The 12,988-nt window shown below is 65.9% G+C and carries 18 protein-coding genes; 5 read left to right on the plus strand and 13 right to left on the minus strand.

Features of this window, described 5'->3' with window-relative positions; all coding sequences use genetic code 11:
- Positions 1 to 70: 70 nt before the first annotated feature.
- Complete coding sequence (xerD, locus tag ACW9UL_RS17350) at positions 71 to 967, minus strand: site-specific tyrosine recombinase XerD (protein WP_021446143.1); 897 nt, start codon at positions 965 to 967, stop codon at positions 71 to 73.
- Between the two features lie 208 nt (positions 968 to 1,175).
- Between xerD and ACW9UL_RS17355 the strand changes: the two genes are divergently transcribed.
- Entirely contained in the window at positions 1,176 to 1,856 is a 681-nt protein-coding gene (locus ACW9UL_RS17355; protein ID WP_457790987.1) for a cyclic di-GMP-binding domain-containing protein, MshE-related, read from the plus strand.
- On the opposite strand, the gene ACW9UL_RS17360 is transcribed toward ACW9UL_RS17355, so the two are convergent.
- The 6 genes from ACW9UL_RS17360 to ffh form a co-directional block, all read right to left on the minus strand.
- Complete coding sequence (locus ACW9UL_RS17360; protein WP_021446145.1) at positions 1,840 to 2,277, minus strand: acyl-CoA thioesterase; 438 nt, start codon at positions 2,275 to 2,277, stop codon at positions 1,840 to 1,842. The two genes, ACW9UL_RS17355 and ACW9UL_RS17360, sit on opposite strands and share 17 nt — an antisense overlap.
- Before the next feature lie 115 nt (positions 2,278 to 2,392).
- On the minus strand, positions 2,393 to 2,743 hold the full coding sequence (gene rplS / locus ACW9UL_RS17365) for a 50S ribosomal protein L19 (protein ID WP_106736850.1): 351 nt from the start codon (positions 2,741 to 2,743) through the stop codon (positions 2,393 to 2,395).
- A gap of 42 nt (positions 2,744 to 2,785) precedes the next feature.
- Positions 2,786 to 3,529 carry a tRNA (guanosine(37)-N1)-methyltransferase TrmD gene (trmD, locus tag ACW9UL_RS17370; RefSeq protein WP_021446147.1) on the minus strand — a complete coding sequence of 248 codons (744 nt, stop codon included), beginning with the start codon at positions 3,527 to 3,529 and terminating at the stop codon, positions 2,786 to 2,788.
- A 5-nt stretch (positions 3,530 to 3,534) separates the two neighbouring features.
- Positions 3,535 to 4,071 (minus strand): ribosome maturation factor RimM, encoded by a 537-nt coding sequence (rimM, locus tag ACW9UL_RS17375; protein WP_457787779.1) that lies wholly within the window; start codon positions 4,069 to 4,071, stop codon positions 3,535 to 3,537.
- 8 nt (positions 4,072 to 4,079) lie between these two features.
- Entirely contained in the window at positions 4,080 to 4,331 is a 252-nt protein-coding gene (gene rpsP, locus ACW9UL_RS17380) for a 30S ribosomal protein S16 (RefSeq protein WP_003246162.1), read from the minus strand.
- A gap of 141 nt (positions 4,332 to 4,472) precedes the next feature.
- On the minus strand, positions 4,473 to 5,849 hold the full coding sequence (gene ffh, locus ACW9UL_RS17385; RefSeq protein WP_021446149.1) for a signal recognition particle protein: 1,377 nt from the start codon (positions 5,847 to 5,849) through the stop codon (positions 4,473 to 4,475).
- Between the two features lie 158 nt (positions 5,850 to 6,007).
- Here ffh and ACW9UL_RS17390 point away from each other — a divergent pair, with 158 nt between their 5' ends.
- Together ACW9UL_RS17390 and ACW9UL_RS17395 are read left to right on the plus strand one after the other, a co-directional pair.
- On the plus strand, positions 6,008 to 6,808 hold the full coding sequence (locus ACW9UL_RS17390; protein ID WP_021446150.1) for a cytochrome C assembly family protein: 801 nt from the start codon (positions 6,008 to 6,010) through the stop codon (positions 6,806 to 6,808).
- Between the two features lie 10 nt (positions 6,809 to 6,818).
- Positions 6,819 to 8,105 (plus strand): HlyC/CorC family transporter, encoded by a 1,287-nt coding sequence (locus ACW9UL_RS17395; protein ID WP_021446151.1) that lies wholly within the window; start codon positions 6,819 to 6,821, stop codon positions 8,103 to 8,105.
- Here the strand turns inward: ACW9UL_RS17395 and ACW9UL_RS17400 are convergent.
- The 5 genes from ACW9UL_RS17400 to ACW9UL_RS17420 are packed head-to-tail and all read right to left on the minus strand — an operon-like array spanning position 8,077 to position 11,359.
- Entirely contained in the window at positions 8,077 to 8,811 is a 735-nt protein-coding gene (locus ACW9UL_RS17400) for an SGNH/GDSL hydrolase family protein (protein WP_122108807.1), read from the minus strand. The genes ACW9UL_RS17395 and ACW9UL_RS17400 overlap by 29 nt on opposite strands.
- Positions 8,808 to 9,989, minus strand: coding sequence for a formate-dependent phosphoribosylglycinamide formyltransferase (gene purT / locus ACW9UL_RS17405; RefSeq protein WP_457787780.1), 1,182 nt, complete (start codon positions 9,987 to 9,989; stop codon positions 8,808 to 8,810). The genes ACW9UL_RS17400 and purT overlap by 4 nt, the downstream gene beginning before the upstream one ends.
- Before the next feature lie 24 nt (positions 9,990 to 10,013).
- Positions 10,014 to 10,214: a DUF1289 domain-containing protein gene (locus ACW9UL_RS17410; protein WP_122108809.1), complete on the minus strand. Its 201-nt coding sequence runs from the start codon at positions 10,212 to 10,214 to the stop codon at positions 10,014 to 10,016.
- Complete coding sequence (locus ACW9UL_RS17415) at positions 10,207 to 10,731, minus strand: gamma carbonic anhydrase family protein (RefSeq protein ID WP_457787781.1); 525 nt, start codon at positions 10,729 to 10,731, stop codon at positions 10,207 to 10,209. Before ACW9UL_RS17415 ends, ACW9UL_RS17410 begins: the two co-directional genes overlap by 8 nt.
- Before the next feature lie 22 nt (positions 10,732 to 10,753).
- Positions 10,754 to 11,359: a CoA pyrophosphatase gene (locus ACW9UL_RS17420; protein WP_021444538.1), complete on the minus strand. Its 606-nt coding sequence runs from the start codon at positions 11,357 to 11,359 to the stop codon at positions 10,754 to 10,756.
- Between the two features lie 150 nt (positions 11,360 to 11,509).
- On the opposite strand from ACW9UL_RS17420, the gene ACW9UL_RS17425 reads away from it, so the two are divergent.
- Together ACW9UL_RS17425 and ACW9UL_RS17430 are read left to right on the plus strand one after the other, a co-directional pair.
- On the plus strand, positions 11,510 to 12,064 hold the full coding sequence (locus ACW9UL_RS17425) for an NUDIX hydrolase (protein ID WP_021444539.1): 555 nt from the start codon (positions 11,510 to 11,512) through the stop codon (positions 12,062 to 12,064).
- Between the two features lie 22 nt (positions 12,065 to 12,086).
- The gene (locus ACW9UL_RS17430) at positions 12,087 to 12,590 is read left to right on the plus strand and encodes a L,D-transpeptidase family protein (RefSeq protein ID WP_021444540.1); all 504 of its coding nucleotides are present in this window, start codon (positions 12,087 to 12,089) and stop codon (positions 12,588 to 12,590) included.
- A gap of 61 nt (positions 12,591 to 12,651) precedes the next feature.
- On the opposite strand, the gene ACW9UL_RS17435 is transcribed toward ACW9UL_RS17430, so the two are convergent.
- The gene (locus tag ACW9UL_RS17435) at positions 12,652 to 12,969 is read right to left on the minus strand and encodes a YqfO family protein (RefSeq protein WP_021444541.1); all 318 of its coding nucleotides are present in this window, start codon (positions 12,967 to 12,969) and stop codon (positions 12,652 to 12,654) included.
- Positions 12,970 to 12,988 lie beyond the last annotated feature (19 nt).

Below are 12,988 nucleotides of genomic sequence, written 5' to 3' on the forward strand. Positions count from 1 at the left end.
ACGGGCGAAGATCGGCACAGCCTACCACAGATGGCCGGCCAGGCAGCTCGCCGGCGACCGGACGGCAGGCCTAGCCGCGCGGATGGTGCAGCGCGTGCAACTCCTGCAGGCGCGCCCTGGCGATATGGGTGTAGATCTGCGTGGTGGACAGGTCGCTATGGCCCAGCAGCATCTGCACCACGCGCAGGTCGGCGCCATGGTTGAGCAGGTGGGTGGCGAAGGCATGGCGCAGGGTGTGCGGCGACAGCGGCTTGGCGATGCCAGCCACCCGGGCCTGATGCTTGATCCGGTGCCAGAAGGTCTGGCGGGTCATCTGCTCGCCACGCAGGCTGGGGAACAGCACGTCGCTGGGCTTGCCGCCGAGCAGCAGCGGGCGCGCCTCGCGGCTGTAGCGTTCGATCCAGGCGATGGCCTCCTCGCCCAGCGGCACCAGGCGTTCCTTGCTGCCCTTGCCGAACACCCGCAGCACGCCCTGGCGCAAATTGACCTGCTCCAGGCTCAACGACACCAGCTCGGTCACCCGCAGGCCACAGGCATACAGCACCTCGAGCATGGCGCGGTCGCGCAGGCCGATGGGGTCGTCCAGATCCGGCGCCTGCAGCAGCGCCTCGACGTCCGCCTCGGACAGCGACTTGGGCAGCGGCCGACCGATCTGCGGCAACTCGACCTGCAGGCTGGGGTCTTCACCGATCAGCCCCTCGCGCAGCAGAAAGCGGTAGAAGCCGCGCAGCCCGGAGAGAAAACGCGCGGTGGAGCGCGCCTGATAGCCCTGCTCCAGGCGCCAGGCCAGGTGATCGAGCAGCGCCTCGCGGCCGATCTGCGCAAGCGCCAGGCCGCGCGCGTCGAGCCAGGCGTTGAAGTGTTCCAGGTCGCTGCGGTAGGCGGCACGGGTATGGGCGGACAGCCCCTTCTCGAACCACTGGGCCTCAAGGAAACGCTCGATCAAGGGATGGGACAGGGTGGCCATGAGGACTCTTCGCAGGCAGAGGGCGCCTAGTGTTCCACAGCCGAGACCGACAGGACGAGTGCAACCAATGGAAACAGCCGGACAACCGTCGGTCGGTCGTCGCGCCGCGCCATACGACCAGCGGCCCGGCAAGCCTATCCTTGGTTGGGTGACAGCCGGAGTGGGCGGCGCCATGATTGCACCCTGCCATCACGCCACCGGTAGCGCCATGCCCAATCACGCCCACTCCCGTCTCGGCCAGATCCTGATCAACAAGGGCCTGATCACCCCCGCACAGCTGGACGCGGCGATCAAAGTGCAACTCGTCAGCCACAAGCGCCTGGGCGAAGTACTGATCGAGCAAGGGCTGCTGACCCAGAAGCAGCTGAGCAAGGCCCTGAAGAAGCAGAGCAACTTGCGCCTGGCCGCCACCCTGGTGGCCGCCCTGATGAGCCCCTTCCAGATGGCCAGCGCCGACATCCAGCGGCTGCAGCCGCCCAGCAGCATCAGCCGCCAGGAGACCACGCGGGGCATGCAGGCGCTGAGCGACACGGAAATGAGCGCGGTCAGCGCCCAGGGCCTGGACGACGCCCTGCAGGGTCTGCTGCTGCGCGCCGAAAGCGGCGACGGCCTGGGCACGGTCAAGCAGCTGGCCAAGCTGGTGATGCCGGTGCTGGACAACCTGGATGCCGAGACCGGCCTGCGCGACGTGCAGTACGACACCAGCAAGCTGCGTTCGACGCTGAACGACGACGGCTCGTTCAACGTCAACCTGCCCAGCTCCATCGGCGAACTGCGCTTCGACAATATCCGCGTCAAGGACGCCCCCGCCGGACAGAGCTTCGGCAGCCTCAGCCTGCACAACATCGACCTGTCGCAGGCCAGCCTGAAGATCAGCCTGCGTCCCTGACGCCCGCCTCCGGCGCAAAGCCCGGCAGCACCGGCACCGGCTTCTGCCGCTCGTCGACCGCGACGAAACTGAAACTGCCACTGATGGCGTGCTCGCGCCCTTCCTGATACAGCCCCTCGACGAACACCTCGACCGCAACCTTGAGGCTGGTGTTGCCCACCTTGCTCACCCGCCCGACCAGCTCGACGATGGAGCCGGCCGGAATCGCATGCTTGAAGTCGATGCGGTCGCTGGACACGGTGACCAGCGGCAAGCGGCAAAACCGCGTGGCGGCGATAAAGGACACCTCGTCCATCCAGGCCAGCGCCGTGCCACCGAACAGGGTGTTGTGGTGATTGGTACTCGGCGGGAACACCGCCTTGGTCACGCGGGTTTCCGACAGCGCGATGCGCCGCTGGATTTCTTGCTCTCTCGGACTCATGCCACTACTGCTCGCAATCGATGTGGTTCGGCCGGGCCGCGAAACCCGCCGGTCGACGGGCCCAGAAACGAAAAAAGCAGCCCGTAGGCTGCTTCTTTCAGAAAGGCGTCCGAACTTAGGACAGCTTTTCCTTGATGCGCGCGGCTTTGCCGGACAGGTCGCGCAGGTAGTACAGCTTGGCCTTGCGCACGTCGCCGCGACGCTTGACGCTCAGGCTGTCGACCAGCGGCGAGTAGGTCTGGAAGGTACGCTCGACGCCGACGCCGCTGGAGATCTTGCGCACGGTGAAGGCGCTGTTCAGGCCGCGGTTACGCTTGGCGATGACGACGCCTTCGAAGGCCTGCAGACGCTGACGGTCGCCTTCCTTCACCTTGACTTGAACGATCACGGTGTCGCCCGGGGCGAAGGTCGGGATCTCTTTGTTCATCTGCTCGGCTTCGAGCATCTGGATAATCTTGTTGGTCATGCTGCGCTCCTAAGACAAGCCTCCCGGCCTGCCATCGATACGTTAACTATCGTCCCGCTGGCGGATGTATTCCTCCAGCAGCTTTTTCTCTTCTCCAGAAAGCGAGCGGCTATCCAGAAGATCGGTGCGACGTTCCCAGGTCCGCCCAAGGGACTGCTGCAAACGCCAGCGCCGGATGTGTTCGTGGTTGCCACTAAGCAACACCTCGGGAACACGTTTATCCGCATACACCTCCGGACGGGTGTAGTGCGGGCAGTCGAGCAGGCCATCCGTAAAGGAGTCCTCCTCGGCCGAATCGGCATGACCCAATGCACCAGGCAAAAGGCGCGTCACCGCGTCGATCAGCACCATGGCCGGCAGCTCGCCGCCGGACAGGACGTAGTCGCCAATCGACCATTCCTCGTCGACATGCGTTTCGATGAAACGCTCGTCGATACCTTCGTAACGACCGGCGATCAGGATCAGTGCCTGCTCCTGCGCCAGCTCGCGGACCGCCGCCTGATTCAGACGACGCCCCTGCGGCGACAGGTAGATCACCTTCGCCGCCTCCCCCGCGGCCTGCCTGGCACTGGCCAGGGCGTCCTCGAGAGGCTTGATCTTCATCACCATCCCCGGGCCACCGCCGAAGGGGCGGTCGTCCACCGTATGGTGGCGATCCGTGGTGTAGTCCCGCGGATTCCAGCAGTGCAGCTTGAGCAGCTCCTGCCTGACCGCACGACTGGTGATGCCGTACTCGCCGATGGCGGCAAACATTTCCGGGAACAGGGTGATGACTTCGACGCGCATAGGCCTTAGAAGTCCGCATCCCAGTCGACCCGCATCTCGCCGACTGCCAGGTCCACCGCCAGCACGCACTGCCCGGTATAGGGCAACAGGCGCTCGCGCTCATCCAGGCTGCCCGCGCAGGGCTTGACCACCATCACATCGTTGGCACCGGTCTCGAACAGATGATCGACCACGCCGAGCAACTGCCCCGCCTGATCGACGACCTTCAGACCTTGCAACTGGTACCAGTAGAACTCGCCATCATCCAGGTCAGGCAGCTCGCCACGCGGCACGCAGATCTCGAAACCGGCGTAGGTACGCGCAATCTCGCGATCATCCAGACCTTTCAACTTGGCAACCAGCACCTTGCCTTGCAGGCGGCCGCTGGCCAGTTCCACTTGCTTTACCACGCCATCACGCCTGAGCGTCCAGCGCGGGTAATCGAGCACGTTATCGATGGGATCGGTAAAGGAATAGACCTTCACTTCGCCCCTGACGCCGTGCACCGAAACAATCTTGCCGAGAACCACCAGATCCTCGGCGACGGCCGGCGTCGTACTCATAAAAGTGCTTAGGCGGCAGCCTTGGCAGCTTCCTTGAGCAGCTGAGCAACACGCTCAGACGGCTGAGCGCCCTGGCCCAGCCAGTAGGTCGCGCGCTCCTGGTCGACGGACAGACGCACTTCGCCACCGGCAGCGATCGGGTTGAAGAAGCCGATGCGCTCAACGAAACGACCATCGCGCGCATTGCGGCTGTTGGTCACGGTCAGGTGGTAGAAGGGGCGCTTTTTGGAGCCGCCACGAGCAAGACGGATGGTTACCATGTGAACATCGTTCCTGTAGTCGGTGCTAACTTAAGGCACACACTTAAAATGGGCCTAGGCCCGAAAGGCCGCATATTTTAAGGATTATGCGGCGGTTTGCAAATCTCTTTTTCCGCCCGGCCATCGGCCGGGGCGCAGGCCCTAGAATTTCGGCATGCCGCCGCCGGGCAACATGCCGCCCATGCCGCGCATCATCTTGGCCATGCCGCCCTTGGCGGTGAATTTCTTCATCATCTTCTGCATCTGCTTGTGCTGCTTGATCAGCCGGCCGATGTCCTGCACCTGGGTGCCGGAACCCAGGGCGATACGGCGCTTGCGCGAGCCGCTGATGATGTCCGGGTCACGACGCTCGGCCGGGGTCATCGAGTTGATGATCGCCTCCATCTGCTTGAACTGCTTCTCCGCCGCGCCCTGGGCATTGCCCATCTGCGCCAGGTTGACCCCGCCGATGGACGGCAGCTTGTCCATCAGGCCGCCGAGGCCGCCCATGTTCTTCATCTGCTGCAGCTGGTCGCGGAAGTCTTCCAGGTCGAAGCCCTTGCCCTTCTTCAGCTTCTTGGTGAGCTTCTCGGCCTTCTCGCGATCGAGGGTCTGCTCGGCCTGTTCGATCAGGCTGAGCACGTCGCCCATGCCGAGGATGCGCGAGGCGATACGGTCCGGGTGGAAGGGCTCGAGCGCGTCGCTCTTCTCGCCCATGCCGATGAACTTGATCGGCTTGCCGGTGATATGCCGCACCGACAGCGCGGCACCGCCGCGGGCGTCGCCGTCGACCTTGGTCAGCACCACGCCGGTCAGTGGCAGCGCGTCGCTGAAGGCCTTGGCGGTATTGGCGGCGTCCTGGCCGGTCATGGCATCGACCACGAACAGGGTTTCCACCGGCTTGACCGCGGCGTGCAGGGCCTGGATCTCGGCCATCATCTCGGCGTCGATGGCCAGACGACCGGCGGTATCGAGAATGACCACGTCGATGAACTTCAGCTTGGCTTCGCGGATCGCCGCATTGGCGATGTCCACCGGCTTCTGGCTGGCATCGGAGGGGAAGAAGGTCACGCCCAGGTCGCCAGCCAGGGTTTCCAGCTGCTTGATCGCCGCCGGACGGTAGACGTCGGCCGAGACCAGCAACACCGACTTCTTCTTGCGCTCCTTGAGGAACTTGGCCAGCTTGCCGGCAGTGGTGGTCTTGCCCGCCCCCTGCAGGCCGGCCATCAGTACCACGGCCGGCGGCGCGGCATTCAGCGCCAGATCCTCGTTGGCCGCGCCCATCAGCTCTTCCAGCTCGGCGCGGACGATCTTCACGAAGGCCTGGCCCGGGGTCAGGCTCTTCGACACCTCGGTGCCGACCGCGCGGTCCTTGACCTTGGCGACGAAGTCCTTGACCACCGGCAGGGCCACGTCGGCCTCGAGCAGGGCCATGCGCACTTCGCGCAGGGTGTCCTTGATGTTGTCTTCGCTGAGCTTGGCCTTGCCCGTGACGTTACGCAGGGTCTGGGACAGGCGATCGGTAAGATTTTCGAACATGCGCGTTCCTTTGGAAGTGCGGCTCGACCGGAGTCGGGTGTACGACAGGCGGCGGATTATAGCCAAGTCGCCGCGCCACCGACACCGCCAGCGGTCTTTCGTGCGGGCGATCATCTGTGCCACACTCAGCGCCTTTCGGGCTCGCCTTACACGGATTTATGCACCCTCTGCTGCCCAGCCTCGCCGCCGCCTGCCTGTACGCCGGCGCCGCCACCTACCAGGGCCTGCGCCTGACTCAGCGCAGCACCCCCGACAAGCGCCTGCTGGCGTTGCTCGGCGTGCTCGCCCTGTGCTTCCACGGCGGCAGCCTGTTCCTCCAGCTGCACGACGTCCACGGCCTGACCCTGGACTTCTTCAACGCCGCCAGCCTGATCGCCTACGCGGTGATCGCCCTGACCCTGCTGGCCTGCCTGCGCATCCCGGTGGAGAACCTGCTGCTGCTGCTGTTCCCCCTGGGCGGGCTGACCGTGCTGGCCGCCGAGTTCCTGCCCTCGGGCACCATCCGCCCGATCGACGAACACCCCGGCATCCTGGCCCATATCCTGCTGTCGATCCTGGCCTACGGCATGCTCACCATCGCCGTGTTCCAGTCGATCCTGCTGCTGCTGCAGGACTATCAGCTCAAGCACAAGCACCCGTCCGGGCTGATCAAGAACTTCCCGCCACTGCAGACCATGGAGAGCCTGCTGTTCGGTTTCCTCTGGGCCGGCTGGCTGCTGCTGTCGTTGTCGCTGTTGTCCGGCGCGCTGTTTCTCGACGACCTGCTAGCCCAGCACCTGGCGCACAAGACCATCCTTTCCAGCTTCGCCTGGGTGGTGTTCGCCGTGCTGCTGTGGGGTCGCCACCGCCTGGGCTGGCGCGGGCACAAGGCCATTCGCTGGACCCTGGCCGGGTTCTGCCTGCTGATGCTGGCCTACTTCGGCAGCAAGCTGGTGCGCGAATTCATCCTGCACATCTGAGGCGCCTTCCTTGGACGACCTTCATGCGAGCTACCTGCTCGGCCTGCTGATCTTTCTCATCCTCTGCTCGGCGTTCTTCTCCAGCTCCGAGACCGGCATGCTCAGCCTCAACCGCTACCGGCTCAAGCACCTGGCCAAGGAAGGGCACAAGGGCGCCAAGCGGGTGACCCGCCTGCTCGACCGCCCGGACCGCCTGCTCGGCACCATCCTGGTCGGCAACAACGTGGTCAACATCCTCGCCGCCTCCATCGCCACGGTGCTGGCGGTGGACCTGTGGGGCGAGGCCGGCATCGCCATCGCCACCGCCGGCCTGACCATCGTCGTGCTGATCTTCGGCGAGATCACCCCCAAGACCCTGGCCGCGCTGCGCCCGGAACTGGTGGCCTTCCCCGCCAGCCGCCTGCTCAACCTGCTGCAGCGCCTGCTCTACCCGGTGGTCTGGCTGACCAGCGCGATCAGCAACGGCCTGCTGCGCCTGTTCGGCATCGACCCGGCGCAACGCGCCAGCGACAGCCTGTCCACCGAGGAACTGCGCAGCGTGGTGCGCGAATCCGGCGCAGAGCTGCCGAAGAACCGGCAGAACATGCTGCTGGGCATCCTCGACCTGGAACGGGTGACGGTGGACGACATCATGATCCCGCGCAACGAGGTGGCCGGCATCGACCTGGACGACGATCTGGAAAGCATCGTCGGCCAGCTCCGCACCACCCCGCACACCCGCCTGCCGGTGTTCCGCGGCGACATCAACCAGATCGAGGGCGTGGTGCACATGCGCCAGATCGCCCGCCTGCTCAGCCACAACCAGCTGACCAAGGAAGCCCTGCTGGCGGCCTGCCACGAACCCTACTTCGTGCCGGAGAACACCCCGCTGTCGACCCAGCTGATCAACTTCCAGAAGCACAAGCGGCGCATCGGCATAGTGGTCGACGAGTACGGCGAGGTGATCGGCATCGTCACCCTGGAAGACATCCTCGAGGAGATAGTTGGCGACTTCAGCAACCAGGACAGCCTGCGCAGCCCCGACATCCACCCGCAGGACGACGGCACCTACGTGATCGACGGCGCCGCCTACATTCGCGAACTGAACAAGACCCTCGGCTGGCACCTGCCCAGCGAGGGCCCCAAGACCCTCAACGGCCTAATCACCGAGGCGCTGGAGAGCATTCCCGACAGCGCCGTGTGCCTGAAGATCGGTCCCTACCGCCTGGAGATCCTGCAGGCGACGGAAAACCGGGTGAAAAGCGTGCGGGTCTGGCAGACGGAAAAGCTCAAAGCGGACGCCGCAGCAGCGGAGTGAGACGCTCGGCCAGGCCCTCGGCCCACAGCCGGTAACCCAGCGCCGAGGGGTGATAGCCGTCCTCGGCCAGGTAACGCGGTTCGAACGGCAACTCCAGCGCGCAATACTCTGCCCCCAGACACCCACTGAGCCTGCGCAGCTCGGCGTCGAGCAGGCGCGCGCGCCAGCCCATCAGCTGGCGCAGCAGCCAGGGCAAGGCGCTGAAGTGCTGCAACGGCGGCACCGCGCTGAACGCCACCCGCACCCCGCGCCCGCGCAAGCCGTCGGCCATACCGGCAAGCGCCTGCATCCAGCGCGCACTCGGCGTGAGATGGGTGGTGTCGTTGACGCCGAATACCAGCAAGGCCAACTCGGCCGGCTCGGCCAGTGCCTGCGGCAGCAGGCGCTCGTGAGCCTGGGCCGCGGTGATGCCGTTCTCGCCGCAGGCCCGCCAGCGCACCGGGCGCTGCAGACGCTCGGCCAGCGCCGCCGCCAGACAGGCGGCCAGGGCCTGCTCCAGGCTCGCCACACCCACGCCGGCCACGGTGGACTCGCCGATCAGCAGCAGGCGCAGCGGCTCGCCGGACCACTGCGCGCCGCACAGGCCGTGCGTCGCTCCCGACGCTGGCGGCAGACGTAACGCCGTGCGCCGGGTATGCAATGCCAGCGGCAGCGCCAATGGCAGCAGCGGCAGCGTCGCCAGCCACCACAGCGCGTGCCGGCTCACAGCTGCACGCGTACCGCGCGGGCGCTGCGCAGCGCCTTGGCCCGCGCCGCCTCGATCGACTCGTCGCGCGCCAGGGCCACGCCCATACGCCGCTGGCCCTTGACCTCGGGCTTGCCGAACAGACGCAGCGCGGTGTCCGCCTCGCTCAGCGCCGCGCCCAGATTGGCGAAACTGGCCTGCTGCGAGTCGCCTTCGACCAGAATCACCGCCGACGCCGACGGGCCCATCTGGCGGATCGCCGGAATCGGCAGGCCGAGAATGGCCCGCGCGTGCAGGGCGAACTCGGACAGTTCCTGGGATATCAGGGTGACCAGGCCGGTGTCGTGCGGCCGTGGAGAAACCTCGCTGAACCACACCTGGTCGCCCTTGACGAACAGTTCGACGCCGAACAGCCCGCGACCACCGAGCGCCTCGGTCACCGCCAGCGCCACGCGTTCGGACTCGGCCTGCGCCTGCGCGCTCATCGCTTGCGGCTGCCAGGACTCCTGATAGTCACCATTCTCCTGACGGTGGCCAATCGGCGCGCAGAAGCTGGTGCCGCCGGCGTGGCGCACGGTAAGCAGGGTGATCTCGTAGTCGAAGTCGATAAACCCTTCCACGATGACCCTGCCCTTGCCGGCGCGCCCGCCCTCCTGGGCATAGTCCCAGGCGCGCTGCAGGTCGGCGTCGCTCTTCAGCACGCTCTGGCCCTTGCCGGAAGAACTCATGATCGGCTTGACCACGCAGGGGTAACCGACGGATTTCACCGCCGCGGCGTAGTGCTCGAAGGTGTCGGCGAAATGGTAGGGCGAAGTGGGCAAGCCCAGCTCCTCGGCGGCCAGGCGACGGATGCCCTCGCGGTTCATGGTCAGCTGTGCGGCGCGTGCGGTGGGCACCACGTTGAAGCCCTCGGCCTCCAGCTCGACCAGGGTGGCGGTGGCGATGGCCTCGATCTCGGGCACGATGAAATGCGGCTGCTCGGCCTCGATCACCGCACGCAGGGCGGCGCCGTCGAGCATGTCGATCACGTGGCTGCGGTGCGCCACCTGCATGGCCGGGGCGTTGGCGTAACGGTCCACGCCTATCACCTCGCAGCCCAGGCGCTGCAACTCGATCACCACTTCCTTGCCGAGCTCGCCGCAGCCGCACAGCAGCACGCGGGTCGCGGAAGGCGACAGGGGGGTTCCAATACGGGGCATGAAGGGCTCTCCTCGAACAGAGAATCAGGAAGGCATCAGCAGATGACCGGAGGCGCGGGCACGCTGCAGACAGAGTTGCAACACCGCACGCCGCTCGGCGTTGTCCATGCGGCCCCAGCGGGTGATTTCGTCAGCCGTGCGCTGGCAACCGATGCAGACGTCCTGCTCGTCCAGCGCGCAGACCTGCACGCAGGGCGAGCGCACCGGCTTTTCCACATCACTCATCGTCAGGCACCAGTTCGCGGGCATAGCGCTGGGCGTTGTGTACGTAATGGGCGGCGCTGGCCTCGAGCATCTTCTTCTGCTGCTCGGTCAGTTCGCGCACCACCTTGCCGGGGCTGCCCATGACCAGGCTGCCGTCGGGAATCACCTTGCCTTCGGGAATCAGGCTGTTGGCGCCGATGATGCAGTACTTGCCGATCCTGGCGCCGTTGAGGATCACGGCGTTGATGCCGATCAGGCTGTAATCGTCCACCGTGCAGCCATGCATCATCACCTTGTGCCCCACGGTGACGCCCTTGCCCAGGGTCAGCGGAAAGCCCATGTCGGTGTGCAGCACGCTACCGTCCTGCACGTTGCTGTGCTCGCCGATATGGATCAGTTCGTTGTCGCCGCGCAGCACGGCGCCGAACCAGACGCTGGCGCCGGCCTCCAGGCGCACCTTGCCGATCAGGTCGGCGCTCGGCGCGACCCAGCTGTCGGGGTGGGCTTCGACACGGGAGCTTCCCAGGCGGTATTTCATGGCTCGGTTTTCCTCGACGGGTTCAACGCAGATGAATGAAGTGTTCGGGCGGCTGGTGCAGGGCGATCTGCGCGTCGTCGTACAGCAGATTGACCAGCTCCACCACCATGATCGCGGTCAGGCCCCAGATGCGGTACTCGCCATAGGTGTAGGACGGCACGTACCAGCTGTGCCCGAGGTAGTCGATACGGTGGGTCAATTCGCGCGGGTCATCGCGGAAGAACGCCAGCGGCACCGAGAACACCGAGGCGATCTCGGCATCGTTGGCCTTGTACTCCACGTAGTCTGGCACCAGGCCGACATAGGGCGTGACCTGGATGCCGTGGCGCGACACCAGGCTGCTGAGCGGTCCTATCACCTCGACCAGCCCCGGCGGCAGGCCGATTTCCTCCTCGGCTTCGCGCAGGGCGGTATGCACCAGGTCGCGATCCTCCGGGTCGCGCCGACCGCCGGGGAAGGCCACCTCGCCACTGTGGGTCGACAAACCGCTGGCGCGCAGGGTCAGCACCAGTTCGGGTTCGTCACTGCGGGTGATGGGGACCAGCACCGCCGCCTCGGGGAAGCTGCGCTCGGTCTCCAGGGGGCGCGGCCGATGACCGCGCACGCGATGGAGCAACTCGTCCAGCATGGGCACACTCGGGGATTGTTATGCCCGGCATCATGGCATGAAAGCGCCGCCGCGCCCAAGCCCGAAGACAGGGCAAGGCGGCCGAGTTGGCAGGCTTGCCGGCCATGCCGCCGGCGCGCCAAGATAGTCCCAACAGGCCGAGGACAAGCCATGAAATATTGCAGCCAATGTGGCCAGCCGCTGACCCGGGCGATCCCCGCCGGCGACAACCGCCTGCGCCACGTGTGCAACCACTGCCATACGGTGCACTACGAGAACCCGCGCATCGTTGCCGGCTGCCTGCCGGTGTGGGGCGAGCAGGTGCTGCTGTGCCGCCGCGCCATCGAACCGCGCCGCGGCTACTGGACCCTGCCGGCCGGCTTCATGGAAAACGGCGAAACCATCGAGCAGGCGGCGGCACGGGAAACCCTGGAGGAGGCTTGCGCGCGGGTGCGCGACCTCAATCTCTACACTCTGTTCGACCTGCCACATATCAGCCAGGTGTACATGCTGTTTCGCGCCGAGCTGGTCGACCTGGATTTCGCCGTGGGTGAGGAAAGCCTCGAAGTGCGCCTGTTCGCCGAAGCGGAAATCCCCTGGTCGGAGCTGGCTTTCCCGACCATAGGCCGTACCTTAGAATGTTTCTTCGCCGACCGCCGGCAGAACCTGTTTCCGGTGCGCAACGAGCCGCTGGAAGCCCTGCGCGCTCATTACCGACCCCGTTGACCCCTTGCCGAGAAGTATTCCGATGCGCTGGCTGTTGCCCCTGTTGTGCCTGACCCTCAGCCTGAACGTGCAGGCCAACGCCACCCCCATCGACGCCACGCGCCAGGTGGACAAGGTGCTGGTGCTCAAGTCCGAACGCCAGCTGCACCTGCAGCGACGCGGCGAGACCATCAAGTCCTACCGCATCTCCCTCGGCAAGCAGCCCAACGGCGCCAAGCAGCGCGAAGGCGACCTGCGCACGCCGGAAGGCTTCTACTGGATCGACTGGCGCAAGGCCAGCGACAAGTACCAGCTATCGCTGCACATCTCCTACCCCAACGCCCGCGACCTGGCCAACGCGAGCCAGGCCGGCGTGCCGCCGGGCGGCATGATCATGATCCACGGCACGCCGCTGGACGAGGAATACCCCGAGTGGTTCTTCCATACCCTGGACTGGACCGAAGGCTGCATCGCCATGAAGAACGACGACATGCGCGAGGTGTGGGAGCTGGTCAAGGACGGCACGCTGATCGAGATCCGCCCCTAGGGTGTCGCGGGGCCGCCCAGGCCGTGCGCACCGCATGAACGATATCTCCGCACCACACCACCTAGAACTGCAGATCCGACAGGCGCCAGACATCGAACGCCGGCGTCTCGTAGGGATGGGCCTGCTTGAGCGCCTTGACCGCGTCGTGGATCAGCTCGTCGGCCACCACCAGCTCGACCTTCCACTCCGCCACCTGCTCGACGCCGCCGATCTGGCCGAGAAACGGCTGGCTGCCCTCCAGCGCACGGAACTGGCCCTGGCCGAGCGCCTGCCAGCAGCAGCTGTCGTAGCGGCCTATGCGGCCGCCGCCGGCGGCGAACACCGCCTTCTTCACCGGCTCCAGATGGCTTTCCGGCACGTAAAAACACAGTTTGTACATATCTCACCTTGAAACCCAG

The organism is Pseudomonas sp. PL-6 (genome assembly GCF_054110165.1).

What these genes read in the sequence shown, in the direction of transcription:
- xerD (WP_021446143.1), bottom strand. Translation starts at nt 967, where the DNA reads ATGGCCACCCTGTCCCATCCCTTGATCGAGCGTTTCCTTGAGGCCCAG.
- ACW9UL_RS17355 (WP_457790987.1), top strand. Translation starts at nt 1,176, where the DNA reads ATGCCCAATCACGCCCACTCCCGTCTCGGCCAGATCCTGATCAACAAG.
- ACW9UL_RS17360 (WP_021446145.1), bottom strand. Translation starts at nt 2,277, where the DNA reads ATGAGTCCGAGAGAGCAAGAAATCCAGCGGCGCATCGCGCTGTCGGAA.
- rplS (WP_106736850.1), bottom strand. Translation starts at nt 2,743, where the DNA reads ATGACCAACAAGATTATCCAGATGCTCGAAGCCGAGCAGATGAACAAA.
- trmD (WP_021446147.1), bottom strand. Translation starts at nt 3,529, where the DNA reads ATGCGCGTCGAAGTCATCACCCTGTTCCCGGAAATGTTTGCCGCCATC.
- rimM (WP_457787779.1), bottom strand. Translation starts at nt 4,071, where the DNA reads ATGAGTACGACGCCGGCCGTCGCCGAGGATCTGGTGGTTCTCGGCAAG.
- rpsP (WP_003246162.1), bottom strand. Translation starts at nt 4,331, where the DNA reads ATGGTAACCATCCGTCTTGCTCGTGGCGGCTCCAAAAAGCGCCCCTTC.
- ffh (WP_021446149.1), bottom strand. Translation starts at nt 5,849, where the DNA reads ATGTTCGAAAATCTTACCGATCGCCTGTCCCAGACCCTGCGTAACGTC.
- ACW9UL_RS17390 (WP_021446150.1), top strand. Translation starts at nt 6,008, where the DNA reads ATGCACCCTCTGCTGCCCAGCCTCGCCGCCGCCTGCCTGTACGCCGGC.
- purT (WP_457787780.1), bottom strand. Translation starts at nt 9,989, where the DNA reads ATGCCCCGTATTGGAACCCCCCTGTCGCCTTCCGCGACCCGCGTGCTG.
- ACW9UL_RS17410 (WP_122108809.1), bottom strand. Translation starts at nt 10,214, where the DNA reads ATGAGTGATGTGGAAAAGCCGGTGCGCTCGCCCTGCGTGCAGGTCTGC.
- ACW9UL_RS17415 (WP_457787781.1), bottom strand. Translation starts at nt 10,731, where the DNA reads ATGAAATACCGCCTGGGAAGCTCCCGTGTCGAAGCCCACCCCGACAGC.
- ACW9UL_RS17420 (WP_021444538.1), bottom strand. Translation starts at nt 11,359, where the DNA reads ATGCTGGACGAGTTGCTCCATCGCGTGCGCGGTCATCGGCCGCGCCCC.
- ACW9UL_RS17425 (WP_021444539.1), top strand. Translation starts at nt 11,510, where the DNA reads ATGAAATATTGCAGCCAATGTGGCCAGCCGCTGACCCGGGCGATCCCC.
- ACW9UL_RS17430 (WP_021444540.1), top strand. Translation starts at nt 12,087, where the DNA reads ATGCGCTGGCTGTTGCCCCTGTTGTGCCTGACCCTCAGCCTGAACGTG.
- ACW9UL_RS17435 (WP_021444541.1), bottom strand. Translation starts at nt 12,969, where the DNA reads ATGTACAAACTGTGTTTTTACGTGCCGGAAAGCCATCTGGAGCCGGTG.